Annotated in this window: 17 protein-coding genes; 10 read left to right on the forward strand and 7 right to left on the reverse strand. The window is 55.2% G+C overall.

Going from position 1 to position 20,550, the window contains the following annotated elements; genetic code table 11:
• The first annotated feature begins 99 nt into the window (after positions 1–99).
• The 3 genes from D467_RS0104720 (at position 100) to exaC (ending at position 4,526) form a co-directional block, all read left to right on the forward strand.
• Positions 100–615 carry a putative pterin-binding protein gene (locus tag D467_RS0104720; RefSeq protein ID WP_018916358.1) on the forward strand — a complete coding sequence of 172 codons (516 nt, stop codon included), beginning with the start codon at positions 100–102 and terminating at the stop codon, positions 613–615.
• Positions 602–2,836 (forward strand): ATP-binding protein, encoded by a 2,235-nt coding sequence (locus D467_RS0104725; protein WP_018916359.1) that lies wholly within the window; start codon positions 602–604, stop codon positions 2,834–2,836. The genes D467_RS0104720 and D467_RS0104725 overlap by 14 nt, the downstream gene beginning before the upstream one ends.
• A 169-nt stretch (positions 2,837–3,005) precedes the next feature.
• Complete coding sequence (gene exaC / locus D467_RS0104730) at positions 3,006–4,526, forward strand: acetaldehyde dehydrogenase ExaC (RefSeq protein WP_018916360.1); 1,521 nt, start codon at positions 3,006–3,008, stop codon at positions 4,524–4,526.
• A gap of 110 nt (positions 4,527–4,636) precedes the next feature.
• On the opposite strand, the gene D467_RS0104735 is transcribed toward exaC, so the two are convergent.
• Entirely contained in the window at positions 4,637–5,044 is a 408-nt protein-coding gene (locus tag D467_RS0104735; RefSeq protein WP_018916361.1) for a hypothetical protein, read from the reverse strand.
• Positions 5,045–5,182: 138 nt separating this feature from the next.
• Here D467_RS0104735 and D467_RS0104740 point away from each other — a divergent pair, with 138 nt between their 5' ends.
• From D467_RS0104740 to D467_RS0104760, 5 genes are all read left to right on the forward strand, one after another.
• On the forward strand, positions 5,183–6,130 hold the full coding sequence (locus D467_RS0104740; RefSeq protein ID WP_018916362.1) for an alpha/beta hydrolase: 948 nt from the start codon (positions 5,183–5,185) through the stop codon (positions 6,128–6,130).
• A 117-nt stretch (positions 6,131–6,247) separates the two neighbouring features.
• Positions 6,248–7,264, forward strand: coding sequence for a Bug family tripartite tricarboxylate transporter substrate binding protein (locus D467_RS0104745; RefSeq protein WP_018916363.1), 1,017 nt, complete (start codon positions 6,248–6,250; stop codon positions 7,262–7,264).
• A gap of 51 nt (positions 7,265–7,315) precedes the next feature.
• The gene (locus tag D467_RS0104750; protein WP_018916364.1) at positions 7,316–7,768 is read left to right on the forward strand and encodes a tripartite tricarboxylate transporter TctB family protein; all 453 of its coding nucleotides are present in this window, start codon (positions 7,316–7,318) and stop codon (positions 7,766–7,768) included.
• 9 nt (positions 7,769–7,777) lie between these two features.
• On the forward strand, positions 7,778–9,286 hold the full coding sequence (locus tag D467_RS0104755) for a tripartite tricarboxylate transporter permease (RefSeq protein WP_018916365.1): 1,509 nt from the start codon (positions 7,778–7,780) through the stop codon (positions 9,284–9,286).
• 4 nt (positions 9,287–9,290) lie between these two features.
• A complete protein-coding gene (locus D467_RS0104760; RefSeq protein ID WP_018916366.1) occupies positions 9,291–10,301 on the forward strand; it encodes an AbrB family transcriptional regulator in 1,011 nt (336 codons plus the stop codon).
• Here D467_RS0104760 and D467_RS0104765 read toward each other — a convergent pair.
• From D467_RS0104765 to D467_RS0104790, 6 genes are read right to left on the reverse strand one after another with little or no spacing between them, the layout of a single operon-like run.
• Positions 10,282–11,673: a sensor histidine kinase gene (locus D467_RS0104765; protein WP_018916367.1), complete on the reverse strand. Its 1,392-nt coding sequence runs from the start codon at positions 11,671–11,673 to the stop codon at positions 10,282–10,284. The genes D467_RS0104760 and D467_RS0104765 overlap by 20 nt on opposite strands.
• A gap of 1 nt (position 11,674) precedes the next feature.
• Positions 11,675–12,364 carry a response regulator transcription factor gene (locus tag D467_RS0104770; protein WP_018916368.1) on the reverse strand — a complete coding sequence of 230 codons (690 nt, stop codon included), beginning with the start codon at positions 12,362–12,364 and terminating at the stop codon, positions 11,675–11,677.
• Positions 12,365–12,378: 14 nt separating this feature from the next.
• Positions 12,379–13,083: a response regulator gene (locus D467_RS0104775; protein WP_018916369.1), complete on the reverse strand. Its 705-nt coding sequence runs from the start codon at positions 13,081–13,083 to the stop codon at positions 12,379–12,381.
• Between the two features lie 18 nt (positions 13,084–13,101).
• Positions 13,102–14,502 (reverse strand): ATP-binding protein, encoded by a 1,401-nt coding sequence (locus D467_RS0104780; protein ID WP_018916370.1) that lies wholly within the window; start codon positions 14,500–14,502, stop codon positions 13,102–13,104.
• Positions 14,502–17,597, reverse strand: a complete 3,096-nt coding sequence (locus D467_RS0104785) for an efflux RND transporter permease subunit (protein WP_018916371.1) — start codon at positions 17,595–17,597, stop codon at positions 14,502–14,504. The genes D467_RS0104780 and D467_RS0104785 overlap by 1 nt, the downstream gene beginning before the upstream one ends.
• Positions 17,597–18,853 carry an efflux RND transporter periplasmic adaptor subunit gene (locus tag D467_RS0104790; protein ID WP_018916372.1) on the reverse strand — a complete coding sequence of 419 codons (1,257 nt, stop codon included), beginning with the start codon at positions 18,851–18,853 and terminating at the stop codon, positions 17,597–17,599. The genes D467_RS0104785 and D467_RS0104790 overlap by 1 nt, the downstream gene beginning before the upstream one ends.
• 149 nt (positions 18,854–19,002) lie before the next feature.
• On the opposite strand from D467_RS0104790, the gene D467_RS0104795 reads away from it, so the two are divergent.
• A complete protein-coding gene (locus tag D467_RS0104795; protein ID WP_018916373.1) occupies positions 19,003–19,596 on the forward strand; it encodes a TetR/AcrR family transcriptional regulator in 594 nt (197 codons plus the stop codon).
• Positions 19,597–19,660: 64 nt separating this feature from the next.
• Positions 19,661–20,545 carry an alpha/beta fold hydrolase gene (locus D467_RS0104800; protein WP_018916374.1) on the forward strand — a complete coding sequence of 295 codons (885 nt, stop codon included), beginning with the start codon at positions 19,661–19,663 and terminating at the stop codon, positions 20,543–20,545.
• Positions 20,546–20,550 lie beyond the last annotated feature (5 nt).

Here is a 20,550-nt window from a genome sequence, read left to right on the forward strand (position 1 = left end):
TTTTGCCTGACCTGAATAGTGAGATCGCGTACTCTTATAGAGTCTCTATCAATGGCTTGTTAGCAACGTTTTAGAGCCAGGCTCTATGAGGAAATAATGATGAAAGCCTTATTAATGGGGGCGCTACTGCTGGTTTTGTGCATCCCCCAAATGGGAATGGCTGGCGAATCAGGGGCTTTAGATGTGCCCGAGGGCGCAGTTTTATTAGAAATTAGAGGCAACATTACCCACGAAAATGCGCTTGAAGGTGCGCACTTTGACTTTGAAATGTTAAAAGATCTTCCCCAGTTCGGTTTTGATACAAGCACGCCTTGGACCAGTGGTGTCAGCTATTATTCTGGTCCACTGATACGCGATCTGCTGGAGCGTGTCGGTACCCACAGCGAAGTGATAAGGGTATCGGCGCTCAATGGCTATGAGGCTGAAATTCCAGTCAGTGATTTTTACGATTATGACGTGATACTTGCGCTTGAACGCAATGGCGAGCCAATGCCTATCCGTGAGTATGGCCCGCTATGGGTGCTGTATCCGTTTGATCAGGATGAAGCCCTGTTAAATGAGAAAATGCGTTTTCGAGCCGTTTGGCAGGTGATGCGTATTGATGCGCTTAAGTAGTTCTGCAGCGCGGCCCCCTAGTCTGTTGCGTTATCCTCGCCGCCTGAAACTGGTGGCAATCATGACCGTGCTGCTGTTTGCCGCAGCGCTTGTGGTTGCCGCGCTTGCCTCATGGCGACAGGATAACCTTACCCAAAGCCTGCGCGAAGACACCTCGTGGGTGGTGTATAAGCTTGATCGTGATGCGGTGCAGCTGCTTAACCACTTGCTTGCCACCGCCCGCACAGAAATTACCCCAGCGGCTCAAAATGAGCTGAACATGCGCTTTGAGCTTTTATACAGCCGCCTCACGCTGCTTCAGGAAGGGGAGGTCAGCTCGCTGCTGTATGTCATTGATGGTGCCAGTGAGCTGATGGCAAACATACAGCTGCAGATGCAAGCATTGGACACCATGTTTGCGCCGTATGGCGAACTTGAATCGCTACCGGTTGATGCGCTTGAAACGATGCTGGATAGGCTAACGCGATTAACCGAACGGTTTGTGATTACCATTAACGGTTACTTGGCGGAGTCAGCCACTGAAGAGCGGATCTTGCTGAGTACGCTCTATAAACTCTTAATGACGCTGCTGCTGGGCATGAGTCTGGCCGTACTGTTAGTGATTGGTTTCTTGCTGCGTGAAATGCGTGAAAGCGCTGCCGCCAGGCGTGAGCAGGAGCAGCTAAGTCGGCAACTGGAAGTCACCGCCGAACAGGCGCAGGCTGCAAATCATGCCAAATCGGATTTTCTGGCCATGGTAAGCCATGAGATTCGCACGCCGCTTAATGGTGTGATCGGTATGAGCGAGCTGTTACGCGAACCGGCAAGCCCGGCCCAGGTGGAAGATTATGCCCGGACTATTCACGACAGCGCCAACCAGCTGCTGGCCATGATCAATGAGATTCTCGACTTTTCTAAAATTGAAGCTGGCCACTTAACGCTTGAAACCACACCGACAGCGCTAAAGCCCTTGGTTGATAGCGTGGTAGCGCTCTTTGAGCCGCGCGCGCAGGCGAAAGGCTTAGCGTTAAAAGTAAACATCGACGTCCTGGTGCCCGCCTGGATCATGATTGACGCCGGTCGTTTCAGGCAGATTCTACTTAACCTGGTGGCCAATGCGACGAAGTTTACTGACCATGGTGAAGTATGTATTCATGTCTCTTCAACGGTTGACAACTTGCTGCTCGAAGTCACCGATACCGGTTGCGGACTCAGCGAGGAGCAGCAGAGCATCTTGTTTGAACCCTTTCAGCAAGCGAATTCATCCATTGCCCTTCGTTATGGCGGTACTGGCCTTGGGCTTGCCATTTGTAAACGGTTGAGCGAGGCCATGCAGGGGCGTCTAGGCGTGCAGAGCCAGCCAGGGCAGGGCAGTACTTTTTGGTGTGAATTACCGCTCGTTAAGGCCAGTCCGGAAACTACCTCTCTGCCTAATGACCCAACGGGCGATTTTGCGGGTACGTCGCTACTGCTGGTCGAAGATAACGCAGTCAACCGCAAGGTGGCGACGAGCCTCTTATCGCGCTTGGGGTGCGATGTTATCTGTGCAGAAAACGGCCAAGACGCGCTAACCATGGCGAAATCCCTGCAGATTCATTTAATTTTTATGGATATTCAGTTACCGGATATGGATGGCCTGATGGTCACCCAACGCCTGCGTGAGCAGGGCGGTTGGTTGGCTCAGGTGCCCATTGTGGCCATGACCGCCGGCGGTAATGATCGTCAGCGCTGTCTCGCCGCGGGTATGAATGATTATATTACCAAACCGCTCTCTTTATTAGCGCTGAGTAACGTACTTACGTTGCACCTAGCGTCGTTAAGGCAAGACTTATTGCTACCCCCGCTCGACCAGTCCAATGAAGAGGTGTCAGAGCACGAACTACTCAATATCAGCACGCTGCACATGCTGCTGGAAAACCTGGGAAGTGAGCGCTTAATCCAGCTTATAGTGCTTTATCAACAGCAGGTAAGCGACTACCTCTTACAACTGGCAGCCTACCTTGCGGCAGCTGAAGGACTCTTTGATGAACGGCTACAGCAGGTAGCCCGGTTGGCCCATCAGCTGCGCGGTGAATCATTGAGTATGGGCGCGGAGCAATTGGCGAACGACGCCCAGCGCCTTGAGCTATTAGCCCATGAGGAGCACACCGCTTGCCAGCTAGACAGCCTGTTTAGTGAATTGCGTCATAACGCTGCCCGAACGCTTACAGAACTTGAAAGGTGGCGTCGCGATTTTCTGTAAGGCCAAGAGCCAACGGATGCTGACGGGTAAAGCTGGTGTTATGAGGGCGGGCGGCTATCTTCTACCAAGGGATGAGGGCTAATCCTGTCCGCGTGCCCTATCGTCGTAGCCAATAATAAACAATACTGTCAAAGCACGTTTAATAATCATAATACTCAGGAGCCTTGTCATGATTTATGCCAATCCAGGTGATAATGGGTCAGTTGTTTCATTTGAAAAACGCTATGGCAACTATATCGGCGGTGAGTTTGTGCCTCCCGTTAACGGCCAATACTTTGATAATGTGAGCCCTGTTAATGGCCAGGTATTCTGCGAAATCCCGCGCTCTACCGCTGAGGATATCGACAAAGCGCTGGATGCCGCGCATAAGGCAGCGCCTGCCTGGGGTAAAACGGCCGCCGCTGAACGCAGCAATATTTTATTGAAGATCGCCGACCGCATTGAACAGAATATCGAAATGCTGGCCGTGGCCGAAAGTTGGGATAACGGCAAAGCCGTTCGCGAAACGTTAAACGCGGATATCCCTCTGGCCGTTGATCATTTCCGCTACTTTGCAGGCTGCCTGCGCGCCCAGGAAGGCAGTGCTGCGGATATTGACGCCAACACGGTGTCCTACCACTTCCACGAACCGCTAGGCGTGGTTGGGCAGATCATTCCCTGGAACTTCCCGATTTTAATGGCCGTCTGGAAGCTGGCGCCTGCTCTTGCCGCCGGTAACTGCGTGGTACTCAAGCCTGCCGAGCAAACCCCGGCCTCCGTGCTGGTACTCATCGAGTTGATTGGGGATTTGCTGCCCGCCGGGGTCGTCAATATTGTTAATGGCTTTGGTGCCGAAGCCGGTCAGGCGCTCGCCAGCAGCAAGCGCATTGCCAAGATCGCCTTCACGGGCTCCACCCCGGTCGGCTCGCACATCCTCAAATGCGCGGCTGAAAATATTATCCCCTCCACCGTGGAGCTGGGGGGTAAATCGCCCAATATCTACTTTGCCGATATCATGAACGCTGAACCGACGTTTATCGATAAAGCAGTAGAGGGTTTGGTACTGGCGTTCTTTAACCAGGGCGAAGTATGTACCTGCCCATCGCGCGCGCTGATTCAAGAAAGCATGTACGACGAGTTTATGGCGAAAGTGATGGAGCGCACCCAAACTATCAAGCGTGGTAACCCGCTGGATACCGATGTTCAGGTTGGCGCTCAAGCCTCTCAGGAACAGTTCGACAAAATCATGTCGTACATGGATATTGCCCGTGAAGAAGGCGCGGAATTCTTGACCGGCGGCAACAAAGAAACCCTGGATGACAGCATTAACGGCGGCTATTACATCCAGCCGACCCTGCTTAAGGGCAATAATAAAATGCGTGTTTTCCAGGAGGAGATTTTTGGCCCGGTAGTCGCGGTCACGACCTTCAAGGATGAAGAAGAGGCGCTAGCGATTGCCAATGACACCGAGTTTGGCCTGGGTGCGGGTGTATGGAGTCGTGATATCAACGTGGCGTTTCGTATGGGCCGCGGCATTCAGGCCGGCCGAGTATGGACCAACTGCTATCACCAGTATCCTGCCCACGCGGCGTTTGGTGGCTACAAGAAATCAGGCGTCGGCCGTGAAACCCACAAGGTTGCTCTTGAGCACTATCAGCAGACCAAAAACCTGCTGATCAGCTACGACATCAATCCGTTGGGCTTCTTCTAACCCTCGTGCTTTAAATTATCCGATACACACAGAAAATCCCGGCCACTTGGCCGGGATTTTTTATACCGCAGAAGCTTGTTCAAAGCCGAGCGTTTCGCGGTAAATCACCCTTATTGCGTGGTGACTTCTTCACCGTCTTCATGCTGGTCACGAGAGCCGTGTCTGCCTTTACCGTCGCCACGGTGTTCGTCGCGCACTTCTTTCATGGCATTTTTCAGAGCTTCACGCTCTTCTTCAGAAAGAATTTCCGCTACCTTTTCGTGGTGTTCTTCACGCAGGGCCTGCATGGCCTGGTAGTGTTCAGCGTTCAGCTCATTAAGGGCCGCTTGCTGCTCTTCATCTAATCCAGCGCGCTCGTACACTTCCTGGCGGCGCTCTTCCATGCGCTGATGGAATGCTTCACGATCAACGTCTGCCCCATGATCTGCATGCTGATTTGCCTGCGCTGTAAAAGCGAGCGGCGTTAGCGCAAAAGCGAGCAGAGCGGGAGCAAAGACTTGGCGTAATGACATTTTCATAACGTACCTCCTGGTAAGTTGACGATGTCAGTATCGGGCGGAGGAGTGCAAATCGTATGCACGGAGTGTGCAACAACGGTGATGTTGATGGACTATGGGTGCCTTGCTAAACATTTTTCTTCGCATAAGGAATTATAGATGCCAGACGCCCGCTTTGTTCGCCGCTACCTTGGCTTGGGCACGCTTGCTCTGCTGCTGAGTGGATGCACTGCAACGCACTATATCAATAACCATGTCAGTAACGATGTTAATAACGGTAAGGGGACTATTGAACAGCGTGTTTCACCGCGTGATGCTGTTACCTTTGAGCGTCTTGATCCTCAACCTTATACGCCAGCCGATTGGCCTCAAGCGCTGAATGCTCAGGTACTGCTTCCCAATACCCAAGGCGTTGAACGTCGCCCGGCAGCGTTGATTGTCCATGGCGGAGGGTGGCGCAATCGTAGCCCAAACGATATGCAGGGGATTGCCGAACAGCTGGCAGAGCAGGGCTATGTCACGGTCAACATCGAGTATCGTTTTGCCCCTGAATACCAATTTCCCGCTCAGCTTTACGATCTTCAGCAAGCCATGGCCTGGATTCATTCCCATGCCGAAGAGTGGCGCGTGGATACCGACAGAGTGGTAGGGGTTGGCTACTCCTCTGGGGCGCATCTGGTAAGCCTGCTAGCCGTGGCGGGGGCTGAAGGCCCGCTCTCGATTCCTTATGGCGGCGAGCATGCCCGGCTCGCCGCCGTGGTGGCTGGCGGGCTGCCGAGTGACTTGCTGAAATTCGATGATGGCCCGTTGGTGGTTGATTTCATAGGCGGCACGCGTGCCGAAAAAAACCAAGCTTACACGCTGGCATCTCCCGCTCGCCAGCTAACCCCTCAAGCGCCGCCGTTTTTCCTGTTCCATGGTAAGTGGGACAGGCTGGTACCCGTCGACCATGCCACTGATTTTTATCAGGCTCTGCAAGCCCAAGGGACACCGAGCGAGCTTTACCTCCAGCCCTGGCGTGGCCATTTAGCCAGCTTTATATTCCGCGGCAGCGCCATGAAAGCGGCTGTTGCTTTTTTGAATCGGCAGGTTGAAAAAGACGGTTAGACTTTAGTTGGCTTTTTACGTCATGCAAGGTTGGTGACAGGTTCATGGGATAGCTTTGTGCTCCGCAGGCGATAGCCTGCTTTGAAATTTATAATTCTATAAAAAAGAGAGCGCGCTATGCCCAAGAAAACATTTGCTTCGTTTAGCTTCAATATGAAATCGCTACTCGTTGGTGCCACGGTTGTGGCAGCATCACTTGCGTTAATCATGCCTGCCGCCGCGGCAGATGATTATCCTGAGCGCCCGATCAATATGGTGGTTGGCTTTGGTACCGGCGGTAGCGCCGACCGCTTGGCACGTATTATGTCAGGCTACATCGCTGAAGAAATCGGCGTGCCTGTTCAAGTGACCAACCGTCCGGGTGCAGGAACACAGGTTGCATCCAACTACGTTCTGAACATGCCGGATGACGGCTACACCACTTATGCCTCAACTTTTGCTCCTTATCTAGCCAATTCGATCCTGACCGGTGGCGCCAACTTTAGTGTTGATGATTTTTCGTATATCAACTTTCAGTGGTTCGATCTGGATCTGATCGCTGCCAATAAAGATAGCGGGTACGAAGATCTGCCTTCACTGTTGGAAGCGATTCGCGAAGAGCGCGGCCAGGTGCGTGGCGCGGTCGTTCAAGGTTCAGCCGGCCACTTGATGATTCGTCTGTTGCTGGAAGAAGCCGGTATTCCTCAAGAAAACCTTAACCTCGTGACGTATAACAGCGGCGGTGAAGCCCGCTCAGCGGTTGCCGGTGGTCAGGTGGATTTTGTTTCTATCAGTGCCCAGGGCAGTGAGGGAATTCGTGAGTTTCTGACGCCGCTTGCCATTGTAAGTGACGAACGCATTGACCAGTGGGATGCCCCGCCGATCAATGAAGCGCTGGCATCAATGGATCTGGAAGTGCCGGTACTGCAAGGTTCGATGCGTGGTTTTGCGGTAACCAGCGAAGTTGAGCTTCAGCATCCTGAGCGCTTTGAAGCACTCGCTTCAGCCATCCAGAGCGCGCTGGCCCGTAAAGACGTTCAAGAGCACCTTGAGCGTAATGAAATGGGCGGTGTCTGGATTGGACCTGAACGTGCCAACGAACTGATGCGCGAAAACTACGCTGTATTTGAAAAATACGCCCACCTGCTTAACTGATCTTCCTGTCATGGCTGGCCACCTTTCATATGGCCAGCCTGGAGTTGAACCATGCCTGCACAGAAACGCGACTATGGGGACTTTTTAGTTCTCATCGGTCTGGCTTCCTTTACCTTGTGGTATTTGCTGGACGCGATCAGCGTCTCGGCACAGCCCCAGAATTTACTCCTGATACTGCCGCTTTCAGTCATTGTTCTGTCGATTATTGCCATCGAGCTGGTGTTACGCCTAAAGAAGGGGACCCTGTTTAGCATCGCTGACGACGAGGAGCCGTTACATCAAACGCTGCCCGTCGTAGTTCTGTTTGGCGCCTATGTGTTATCGCTAGAAACGCTCGGTTTTGATGTGTCGACCGTGCTTTTTATTGCGCTCTTTTTGATCCTCAAAGGTGAGCGTAACTGGTTAGCGGTGGCTGGCTTTAGCGCAGCGTTCGGGTTCGCCGTGGCGTTCTTCTTCTCCCAGATGCTGCCCTATCCCATGACGCTGCTACTGCTACCCAGTTAAGGAGGCAATATGATCGATTTTGGCGCAGTACAGCAGGGTCTGGATCTGCTCTTTTCTAATTTTGGCCCCTGGCTCGTGGTAATACCGGGCATCGTGTTGGGGTTAATCTTTGGCGCAACGCCGGGTCTGCAGATCTCCATGGCCATGGCGATCTTCCTGCCCATGACCATGTACATGGATTTCATTCAGGCCATGCTGTTCTTAACCGCTATTTTTACCGGCGGCTCGTTCGGCGCGGGTATTCCCGCCATTCTGATGAATATTCCGGGCACTTCATCGGCTATAGCTACCGCTTTCGATGGCTACCCAATGGCGCGCAAAGGGCAGCATAACCAGGCGTTGGGCGTGGCGCTGGCGGCCTCTGTAGTAGGCGCGCTGATGGGTTATCTCGTGCTGTTTTTCATGATTCAGCCGCTCTCCTATCTGGTACTGAGGCTTGGCCCTTCCGAAATGTTTGTGGTCATCCTATGGGGCATGACGCTGATTGCCAGCCTGAAGGGCGAGCAGGTACTTAAAGGTCTGGTGGCGGGTTTTGTCGGCCTTCTGGTAGGTACCATTGGGTTTAGTGAAATTGGCTTGGCGCGCGGCACCATGGGGCAAACGTATCTTCTAGATGGTATTCCAGTGATTCCGGCCATGATGGGCATGTTTGCCGCCTCTGAGCTTTTCAAGCTTGCCAACAAAGGCTTTATTGTTGAATCCGCCGATTCACGCAAGGTGAAAGTCAGCGAGATTTTTGAAGGCTGCAAGATGGCGATGCGCTACCCGGTTGTCATGCTGCGCGGTGGTTTGATCGGCGTGCTGGTCGGGGCCGTGCCCGGCGTGGGCTCCTCGGTTTCTAATTTGCTTTCCTATATTGAAACCAAGCGCCGTGATAAAGATCCTGACTCGTTTGGCAAGGGTAACCCGAAGGGGGTGGTGGCATCAGAAGCCGCTAACAGCAGCTCTGAAGGTGGCTCAATGGCTACTCTGCTGGCGCTCGGGATTCCCGGCGGCGGGGCAACAGCGGTAATGCTGGCTGCGTTTGCCATGCATAACATCACCGGCGGGCCGCAATTTATTCGCCAGCAAACCGACGTGGTCTACGCGATTATCTTTGCCAACTTCGCTCAGGTGTTCCTGCTGGTGATAGTGGGTCTGCTGTTTATTCCGCTGTTGGCCAATATTGTCAAAGTGCCCATGCGCTACCTGATTCCTTCGGTACTGGTTCTTGCGGTCATGGGGTCGTTTGGCCTGACCGGCAATATGACAGGTCCCGCCACCGTGCTGGTATTTGCGGTCATTGGCTGGATATTCCGCCACTACGGCTACTCGGTACCTGCCGCCGTGATTGGCATGCTGCTGGGGTCGCTTGCTGAGAAGTCTCTGCTGCATTCTTATCAAATCAGCGGTGGGGAGTTCAGCTATATCTTTGAGCGTCCGGTAACGCTGGGGATCCTCGCGCTCTTGTTGTTCTCACTATTTAGCCAGCCGTTAATGGCGCGCTTCAGTACCTGGCGTGCGGCCAAACAGGCGTAGCGTAATGGCAAAAAAAACGCTGAAAACGTTAGTCTTGGGTTGCTTGGGTGGCGTTATCGCCACCCTTTTTTCATTGCCCCTGGCCTGGATGCTGGGCGCACTTTTCATGGTGATGGCGGTATCGCTTGGCGGTATTAAAACCGGCGTTGATAAGCGCTTGCATCGTGTGGCCATTGCCCTGCTGGGACTCTTTATCGGGAGCCGCATTCAGGCCAGTGAACTGGTCAGTCTGGTGCAGTGGTACCCAAGCGTACTGGCGATGCTAGTTTATATGGGGATTATGCTGGTGGGCGGGTACTTTATCTTTATCCGCGCCAACGTAGGGCCTATGGACGCTATGTTTTGTGCCTATCCCGGGAGCATGAACTCAGCCTTAGTGCTTGCCGAGCGCGCCAATGGCGATGTGCGCTGGATCGCTATTTCGCACTCGCTGCGGCTGGTCACGGTGGTATCTGGAGCGGCGCTGATGGCAAGCTTCTTTGTGGATGATGTCACGCTGCAAAGCTCGCCCGTATCGCTTTCTCTATGGGATGGGCTGCCGCTGTTATTGGCTCCGCTTTGCTGGTGGCTCGCCCGTTTGTTGCGCATTCCCATTCCGGAGTTTTTAGGCCCGATGGCCTCAGGCGCCATCATCGCTAATCTGGGCATGGATTACTCACTGCCAACCTGGGTGGTGTTCATGGCCTTTTTGGTGCTGGGCTCTTCGGTCGGCGCGCGCTTCTCAGGGACCCATTGGTCTCAGGTCGTCACCGTGGGGCGGTTTGGGATTGTATATGCACTGTTTGCCCTGATTGTCGCGGCACTCATGGCCTGGCTAGTTGCAAGCATAACCCAGCTTTCCTTTGTGGCGGTGTTGCTGGCACTGATTCCCGGCGGGGTGGGGGAGATGGCCGTCATCGCCATGGTGATGGATATCGATCCGGTGTATGTGGTGTCACACCATGTTCTGCGCCTGTTACTGCTGATCTTTATGACCCCGCTGGTCATTCGTATTGCTAAGCAAGCGGCTGCATAGCGGGAAACGCCACCGTGACAGCGAAGCCCCCTTCTGGCCTGTTGCTAAAAGAGAGGAGGGCAGAGTGCGCGGTGGCAATCTGTTCCACAATGGCCAAGCCTAAACCGCTACCGGGGGCGTGCGGATTGTGGCGGAAAAAACGTTCGGTTAGTTTGCCAAGCTGTGCCTCTTCCACGCCAGTCCCCTGGTCACTTACTGTCAACATTACCTGTTGCTGCTGTGTCGTTAGGGCGATATCGATTGGCCCTTGATAAGCCTCAAGACCCCCTGCGTGCAGGCTGGCGTTCTCAATCAGGTTAATCACCAGCCACAGCAGCATGATTGGGTCGCCCAGCACCCTGGGAATGGTATGGGGATGATCAAACGACAGCTCCTGGCCTTTTTGGTAAATGCTGGTGGCGGTTTGCGCGCAGGCGTCCTGGCATATCGCCACCAGATCTACAGCTTCAAGATGGGTATCATCCACCAGCTCGCTGCGGGTCTTGGCATATTTCAGCAGCTGTTGAACCGTATGACTGGCATGCTCTGAAATGCGCTGTATTTCGATAAGGTTTGCCCGAATTTCGGGCTCCTGGGCTGCTTTCAGCGAGATTTCAGTCAGTGCCCGTATTTCAGAAATGGGTGTTCGCAGCTGATGGGATACATCGGCATTTAATTGCTGCGTGCTTTCAATGCTGCGTCGGATACGCAGCATCAATTGATTGATACTAATAATCAGTGGATGGATCTCTTTGGGAGCACCGTCTTCAAGCGGCTGAAGGTCATGGGGTGAACGGCGACGCAGCGCTTGGCTTACGCTATTAAGCGGTGCCAGGCCTTGATAAATCGCAAGCCAAGCGATGGTAATGGCAAGAATCCCGGCAATTACCGCTAACCCGGTGAGCGTTACCATGAAGTCATTGATCAGCGTGTAGCGCGCTTCTTTGGACTCCGCAACGATTACTTGAATATTGACGTTCTCACGACCGCGGTTGAAGGGAAACGTCAGGGCAACGGCGCGTAGCTCGTTGCCCGCGTATGTCACGTCATAAAATATCGGTTCTGAAAGGTCTTCGGGAGGGTCGCCCAGGCCCTGAAAACCGGCAATCATCCCACCATTTATTTCGCGCATTCGGTAGAATATTTTGCCCTCACCGCGGCTACCCAGAGTGCTGATGCTGAAGTAGTGCATGTTAATACGTAGCGCGCCGTCTACCGTATAGATACGCCTTTCCAGGCGCTCGGCGGCATTGAGCAGCATACCGTCAAAGGTTTCGTTAATTTGGCGCGTCAACAGCAGGTAGCTTGAAAGAAGTGCAAGAAAGGCCAGAGCCGTAAACGGCAAACCAATCCACAGCAGCAGGCGGCTTTTTATCGATTTGTTAACAGGCATATCAGGCGTCAGATGCTGGGTTGGAGGCTTCTTTGGGGGCCAGGTAATAGCCTAGACCGCGGACCGTTTTCAAACCGAAGTCATAGCCGATTTTCTTACGAATACGCGAAATATAGGTCTCCACTGCCGCATAGCTAACAGGCTCGTCCGTAGTAGAGAGCCGATCGATAATCTGATCCTTACTGACCAGACGATTTTGGTTAATCATCAAATATTCCACTACTTCCAGCTCGCGGCGATGTAGCGCCACTGGCTGGCCGTCAATTCTGAGCTCCATGGCGTCAGGTAAAAACTCCAGGCGACCACACTGCAGCGTTTCACCACCAAAATGCTTGGCACGCCGCACGAGCGCGCGGGCACGGGCCACCACTTCATCAAGCGAGAAGGGCTTGCACAGGTAGTCATCGGCACCTTCTTCAAGCCCTAGAATGCGCTGGTCCAGCGTGTCTCTGGCGGAGATGATCAGCACCGGAATGGTATTCTGCTGATGACGTAATTTGCGCAAAAGGCTAATACCATCAAGTTCAGGCAAGCCTAGATCCAACACCAGCAGATCGAAGCCGCCCTGTGCCAGTATTGGAAGGGCTTTGGCACCATCGTTGGCGACAATAATACTGAAACCTGCATCGTGCAGGGTTGTGGCCATCGAACGCGCTAGATTGTCGTTATCTTCTACTATAAGCGCCTTCATAGTGAATCCTGCGGTTAGCCCTCTGGCTGATACTTATATCCTACCCCATACACTGAACGAATAATGTCCTGTTCTGGTAGGGCCTCGGTGATCTTTTTGCGCAGCTTTTTGATATGGCTATCCACAGTGCGCTCTGACACGATGCGGTTATCGCGGTACATGTGATCCATCAGCTGCTCTCGGCTAAAGATTCGCCCCGGCGATTGCATCATCACCCGCAACAGCTGAAATTCGACCGCGGTGAGGCCTAAATCATGGCCATGGGCCAGGGCTTGCCAGCCATCTTCGTTGAGAGTGACCGGCGCCAGCGTTTCAGGTTGATCTGCCGTGGCTTGTTCAGCAAGGGCTTGGCTTCTGCGTAGCACGGCTTTTACCCTGGCCACCACTTCTCGGGGGCTAAAGGGTTTACAGATGTAGTCGTCGGCGCCTAGCTCTAACCCTAACAGGCGATCCACCTCTTCTACCTTGGCGGTGACCATGATAATGGCGATCGTAGGCCATTGCTGGCGTATTTCCCGGCATAGCGTAAGGCCATCTTTGCCGGGCAGCATAACGTCTAAAAGGATCAGCTTGGGCGAGTTGTTTTCTAACCAGGGAAACACCTCGTCACCATGGCCAAGCGTGGTGACGGCATAGCCATGAGAGCTTAAGTAGTCATCCATCAGGCGAGCAATTTTGGGTTCGTCTTCAACGATCAACAACGAGGCGTCATGCGACATAGTGGGCTCGCTAAGTAATTAATGAACAGTGAGTAACGGAAAACGCAGCGTCCAGCAAAGGCCGCCCAGCGGGGTGCTTGAGGCCTTGAGCGTCGCCCCGTGGGCATTGACCAAGGCGCTTGCAATTGACAAGCCCAAACCGCTGCCGCCGCTGGCACGGTTACGCGACCCTTCTACCCGGTAAAGGCGCTCGGTAAGCCGTGCAAGCTCACTTTCGGGCACGCCGGGTGCGCTATCTTGCCAGGTAATCACTGCATGGTGGTGTTGGATACCAAGGGTCACCTGAAGTTTGCCTGGCGCATCGGTATAGGCGCAGCTATTGTCCAGCAGATTATTCCACAGCTGATGCAGGCGCTGAGCATCGCCGCGAATCATAACGCCGGGGGCAATATGCGTGGTCAGGGTAAGGCCGCTTTCCTTGAGCCAGCGGTCGGCGTCCTCAAGGCGGCTGGTCAGGCTTTCGCTAAGATCCATCGGGGCTAAATGAATATCCAGCGCCCCGGCATCACTTTGCGAGAGCAGACGTAAATCGGCGACCAGACGTTCGAGCTGAGCCACTTCCTGGGCAAGAGAGAACAGATTTTCTTGATTTAGAGGGCGAATGCCATCCTGCATGGCCTCAATTTCACCACGCAATACGGCAAGCGGCGTACGTAGCTCGTGGGCCGTATCGGATACCCAGCGCGAGCGCGCGTCACGGTTGGCTTCAAGAGTCGCTGCCAAAACGTTAAAGTCCCTCGCCAGACGTGAAAGCTCGTCGCGGCCACGCTCGGGCAGGCGGGAGTGGTAATTGCCTTCGGTGAGCTGTCGTGTCGCAATGGCCAGCGCACGCGTGCGTCGGCTAAGCCACCAAGAGAGCCCGGCTGCCAGCAGCAGTGAGGCCAGGCCAATCGAGATGACGATAATCATCAAATTGCGCTGTTGGCGCTCTAAAAAGTGATTTTCCATGCGCTCAAGCATTTGCTGAGGGGGACGAAACCCCAGCTCGCCGATTTCCAGATCGTTGCTATAAAGCGTTAGCCAGCGCCAATCGCTTGAGCCCGTTCGATTATCCATGGGTGGGATAACAAACCGTCCGTCGGGTGCGCGTAGCGCAAAATCCCGGGCTTCACCCAGCGGGGAAGGGCGCTCGCGGTCTTCCTGGCCTAGCTCAAAACGCACGATATTCGGCCAGCGGCGGGGCTTGTTTTCCAACCACTGCCAGTTGTTCTGCGTTTCCCAGCGGGTAATCAAGCCGTCGGCCAGCAGCATGGCACGGCGCTCCTGGGCCTGGCTTAAGTAATCGAGAAAACCGCGATCGATACTGTAGGAAACCGCCAGGAACATGCTGGCCGAGATGGCCACGTTAACGCTTAATATGGCCGCGAACAGCTTTAAGCCGAGCCGTGAGGGCCGCCATTTGGAAAACGAAAAAACCATCAGGTGGTGCCTTCCTGGCCAGGTTGACGTGGCATGCTCAATCGCTCGCGCCAGTTCTCCATGCCCAGATAGAGACACGGCACCAGAACCAGCAAAATAGCGGTCGCAAAAATCATCCCAAAGCCAAGCGATATGGCCATCGGGATCATGAAGCGCGCCTGACGGGAGGTTTCGAGAATCATCGGCGCCAGACCTAAAAAGGTGGTTAGGGTGGTCATCATGATAGGACGTAAACGCCGGGTGGCCGCCGCTACAATGGCTTCCCGCGGGGCCATGCCTTCGCGCCGCTTGCGGTTGGCGTAATCGATCAGCACCAGCGCGTCATTGATCACCACCCCGGAGAGCGCCAGCATACCCAGCAGGCTGATAATCGAAAGCCCAAACCCCATGATGATATGCCCCATCACCGCACCGACAATACCAAAGGGGATAGCCGCAAGCACCAGCAAAGGCTGCAGATAGCTCCTGAACGGAATCGCCAACAGCGCGTAGAGGGCCGCCAGCATCAGCCACATAGCGGTGCGCAGCGTAGCAAGGTTGTCAGCGGTATCCTGCTGGCGCCCGCCCAAGCTGACCTCAAGCCCTGGCCAGGTGTTCTCAAGTATCGGGAAAACGTCTTCCTGCAGTGTTGCCAACACCTGATTAATGGTTCTATCACCTTCGGCATCGGCCGTCACGGTAATGATACGTCGACCATCAATACGCTGTAGGCTGCTGGAGGCCTGGCTGAGGGTAATATCCGCCACGCGGGAAAGCGGCACGCTAAGTCCGTCCGGCGTGCGAACGGGCATGCGGTAAAGCTCGGTTAAGCTATCGCGGTCGGCTTCGGGCAAGCGAACTTCCACGCTAATCTCGCGGCGCCCGACAAACTGTTCAACAGCGGTGGCACCCTGCAAGGGGCCACGCAGTGCCTGGGCCAAGTCGCTACCGGTAAGGCCCAGCGCCCGGCCTTCTGCGGAAAGGCGCATTTCCAGCTGCGGCTTACCATCGCCAATCCCGCTATCAATATCGGTTAGCCCGTACTCACCCAGCTCATCGGCGAGCCGTGAAGCGGCCGCTTCAAGCACCTGAGTATCGGGGTGAGACAGGCGTAGGCTAAGCGCTGCGCCGCTGCCGGGGCCTCCAAAATCGGATTCAAAACGCACCGACTGAGCGCCGACCAAGTCTCCGGCAAGCGTGCGCCACTCGCGCGCAATACGAGAGGGCGGCCAAGTTTCCAAGCTATCACTTGCGATATCGAGCCTGACCTGTAGGTTTTCGCCGTCCAGGCGGCTACGCGTGCTGCTAAAGGCCAGCGTGTCTTCACGCTCGCTTAACGTTTGGGCGGCATTGAGCAGCTGCTGGCTAAGCTCCCGGCTAACGCTGATATTGGTGCCAATGGGCAGCGTGACGGTAGCTTGAACCTGGTCCGACTCAGCGCGGGGCATTAGCGAGAAACCTAGCCGCCCGCTCATTATCCAGGCGAGAGCCACGACCAGCACCGCTACTCCTAGCGCGACGCTTAGCAGGCGCTGATTGAGCGCACGCTGTAGAAAAGGCTCAAACTGGCGGTAGGTAAAGTGGTGTAAGCCGCTCTGCATGCGTTGACGCACCGCTTCCAGTGGCCGCTGCCAGGCCGGTGTTTCACGCGGCTTGCGGCTGTGGGCCAGATGCGCGGGGAGAATAAACAGCGCTTCTGCCCAGGAAATCAGAAACACGGTGATGACCACGACCGGTACGGTCGCAAACAGCATGCCCAAAAAGCCGGGTAAAAACAGCAGCGGTAGAAACGCGACGATATTGGATAAAATGGCAAAGGTCAGCGGCACGGCAATTTCGCTGGCACCCTTTACCGCCGCATCGCGCAGCGAGTAGCCCTCTTCACGATAGCTATAGATGTTTTCGCCGACCATAATCGCATCGTCGACCACGATCCCCAGCGCAATGATGAAGGCAAACATCGACATCATGTTTAGCGAGACGCCGATCCAGGGAAGAAACAGCATGGCCCCCAAAAATGCTGTTGGAATGCCCAGCGTTACCCAAAAGGCCAGCCGCGCTTCAAGAAACAGCGCCATCAGCACCAGTACGAGCGCCAGGCCCATCCAGGCGTTTTTCAACAGCAGGCTCAGGCGGTCTTCGTATACTTCAGAACTGTCGCGCGAGACATCCAGGCTAACCCCGGGCGGAAGCGCTGCTCGCAGGCGCTCCAACTCGCCGTAAACCGCTTCTGAAATGCTGGTCGGTGTTTGGTGACCAATCTGATAGATATCGACCGACAGGCCCGGCTCGCCGTTATAGAACTCTTCCCGGTCGGTTTCTGCAAAGCCGTTGCTGATGGCGGCAATATCCCCCAGCAGAATAGGTGATCCTTGAGCGGTGGTGAGAATCGGCAGGTCGGCAAATTCAGCCGCGCTGTTGCGCCGCCCTTGGTAGCGAACCAGCCATTCGCCTTCGGCGGTGGTTAGCTGTCCGCTTGCCAAGTCCAGGGCTTCTTCGCCGATACGCGCGGCAAGCTGCTGGTGATCAAGTCCAAAGCGTTCAATGGCTTCTTCATCCAGATGAATCTGAATTTCCCGTTCACGGTTTCCGGAAAGCTCCGCTCGCGAAATGCCCTCTACTGCCTGAAGTTCAGCCCGGATATCTTCAGCGGCATCGTGAAGCGCAGCGAGCCCTACCGACCCATAAACCTGAAGGCTTACCACGCTGCGTGAGCGCCCGGCCAGCGTGAAGCGTGGCGGGTCGGCGGCGTTGGGCAGCGTAGTGATCGCATTAACCGACTGCTGAATATCCTGATAAACGCGCATCACATCAACGCCGTCAATTAGCGTCGCGCTGACCATACCGCTGCCTTCGCCAGCGGTTGATGTCAGCTCATCAATACCTTCTACATTCGACACCGCCGCCTCAACGGGCAGCAGCAGGCTTTGCTCTACGTCCTCTGGGGTAGCGCCGGGATAGCTGATGCTGACCTGAACGATTTCAATTTCAAACTCAGGGAAGACTTCCTTTTTAATCGCGAGCGAGGCCATAAGGCCACCCACGATAAACAGCAGCATCAGAAGGTTAGGCGCAACGCCATGGTCGATCATCCAGGCAAGCGGGCCGCGGCGCATCAGATATTCTCCCTATCGCTTGCCGGGGTATCGCCGCGCTGGCGAATGCGTACCTGCTGGCCTTCACGGGGTTGGGCAAGCCCTGAGGTGACAACCCGTTGACCGACCTGCAGGCCGCTACGCACCAGGGCTTGCTCTTCTCCACGGTAAGCAAGCGTTACGATGCTGCTATGCAAGTGATTTTCTTCATCCACCCACCAGACTCGCTCGCCTGGGCGTAACGCAGCCGAGGGCAGTGCAATCAATTCTTCATGGGACTGGGTCTGAAACGACACGCGCATGATATCGCCCAGGCGCAGTGCCGGGCCATCGGTATCCAGCGCTAGCGGGTCATCGACGGCGATCAACAGCTGTGCCTGCAGGCCGCTTTCTTCAAGATTTGGCAAAATGGAGATCAGCGTTCCCTGACGGGTGGCATCAATGGGCCAGCCTCGGCTTGAAAGGCTGACCGCGCTGCCAGGCTCCAGCCACTCAAGCGCATCGCCGGGCAACGAGGCGCGTACCCAGAACTGTTCGACGCCGACAAGATTAAGGATCTCGGTTCCCTGGCTCAGCAGGCTGCCCGCGCCCACCAGGCGCTCCTGTACCATGGCCCGCCAAGGCGCGATAAGCGTGGCTCGCTCCAGGTTGAGCGCTGCCTGGTCACGCACTACGCGCGCTTGGGTCAGCTGGGCCTGGGCCTGGCGCAGCTGAGGTTCACGCAGCACCAAAGAGCGCCGCTCGGCAGACAACTGACGCCCAAACGATTCATATTCACTGCGTGCCCGCTGCTGTTCAGCATTTTCCAGCGCAAGTTGGGCCTGGGCATTGCTTAGCTGGGCTTCGGCATCTTCAAGCGTCAGGCGTAAATCAGCCTGGTCGATATACGCAACCGGCGCGCCTTCCTCGACGACCTGGCCAGGCAGCACGTTTTCTGCAAAGCGCTCCAGCTGGCCTGCCACGCGGCTTGCCAGCATAGCGGTCTGCTCGGCTTCAACGCGGCCAAAACCGCTGAGGGCAGGCGACTGGGTACTTTGGGTAAGCGTGATGACATCGACCACCGGTGGCGTTGGTTCAGGCGGTGGACGTCGCTCAATACGCGGTGGCTGGCTAATGATCCACCAGGCGCTGGCCAAGCCAACCGCAAAAACCAGCAGGGCTGCCACGGCGCCAAAACGAATACGACCCTGTTGGGATGAGGAACAAGAGCTAAGCGATTTTATCAACACGGGGTATCCGTCGTAAGAGCGAAAATTCCAGACAAACAAGCGTATCATGCTAGCATCACGCATTGGTTCGCAGCGATTGGGTAAGCATTATGAAAATAGCGTGCAACCCTTCGCAAGCCGGTAGCATCTGCGGCTTTTTAATGGCGTGATCTATCCACATTGGAATAACTGCCGACCCACGAGTCTTTTTTACGCGTATGAAAAACACCGCCACCCGCGATAAGTTAATTGATACCGGCGCCGAGCTGATTGCCCAGCAAGGGTATAACGCAACGGGTATCAATGCCGTTCTTAAAGCATGCGACGTGCCTAAGGGGTCGTTTTACCATTACTTCTCCAGTAAAGAAGATTTTGGGTTGGCGGTCATTGAGCGCTTTGCCAATGATTACGATGAGAGTTTAGTGGCCCTGCTTGAAGATTCGATGACGCCACCGCTAGAGCGCTTGCAGCGTTACTTTGCCGCTGGCCGGACGTACATGCGCGAGTGCGACCATGCGACCGGTTGCCTGATTGGTAATTTAGGCCAGGAACTGGCCGGTCAAAGCGACCGTTTTCGTGAAGCGCTCAACAGCGCCTTCCAACGCTGGGAAGAGCGTTTTGCGCGCTGTTTACAGGATGCCCAGGCCCAGGGCTTACTCCCCACAGCGCTTGACCCGCATCGGCTGGCAAGCTTTATTCTCTGCGGTTGGGAAGGGGCCATTCTACGCGCCAAAACGCTTAAATCAGAAGCGCCCATGGAAGTCTTTGAGGCGCTGTTATTCGAACAGGTGCTCACTCCGCCTGCGGGCTGACCAGTTATCCTTGAACTGGCGTAAACTGCTTCATGTGCTTATTTATTCCGTGCAGGAGTCCGCCATGTTTACCCGCTATGAAAAACACACCCGTCAGGTCAACGGCGTCGAGATCGCCTTTCGCATGGGCGGAAACGGCCCTGCACTCCTGCTGCTTCACGGACACCCGCAAACCCATGTGATTTGGCATAAGGTGGCTGAATCGCTTGCCCAGCACTTCACCGTCATTGCTGCCGACCTGCGCGGCTACGGCGATAGCGGCAAACCCGACGATGACGCCGAGCATCTCAATTATTCCAAGCGCACTATGGCGACCGATATGGCCGAACTGATGAGTGGTCTGGGGTTCGAGCGCTTCAAGGTGCTGGCGCATGATCGCGGCGCGCGGGTCGCCCACCGCTTGGGCGTTGACTATGCCTCACGCGTTGAGCGCATGGTGTTTCTGGATATTGCGCCCACCCTTGCCATGTATCGCGGCACCAATGAGGCGTTTGCACGCAGCTACTGGCACTGGTTCTTTTTGATTCGCCCTCAGCCGCTGCCGGAAATGCTGATCAATAGCGACCCCACCCAATACCTTAAAAGTGTGATGGGCGCGCGCAGTGCCGGGATGACACCGTTTACCTCGGAAGCCCTGGCGGAATACGAACGCTGCCTGGCGCTGCCCGGCACCGCCACTGGCATCTGTGGCGACTATCGCGCCAGCGCCACGATCGATTTAGTCCACGATCAGGCCGATATCGACGCAGGTATAAAACTTACCTGCCCGTTAAAAGTGATGTGGGGCGCTGAAGGCGCGATTGAAGCCAACTTGGATGCACTCAGCGAATGGCGCAAGGTGGCGACTCAGGTTGAAGGAAAGGCTCTGCCCTGCGGCCACTATATTGCTGAAGAAATTCCTGAGGTGCTGCTGGACGAAGCATTGGCGTTTCTGCTTAGCGCTGAATAAGCACT

Origin of the sequence: Vreelandella zhanjiangensis DSM 21076, from assembly GCF_000377665.1 — a bacterium.
Lineage (GTDB): Bacteria > Pseudomonadota > Gammaproteobacteria > Pseudomonadales > Halomonadaceae > Vreelandella > Vreelandella zhanjiangensis.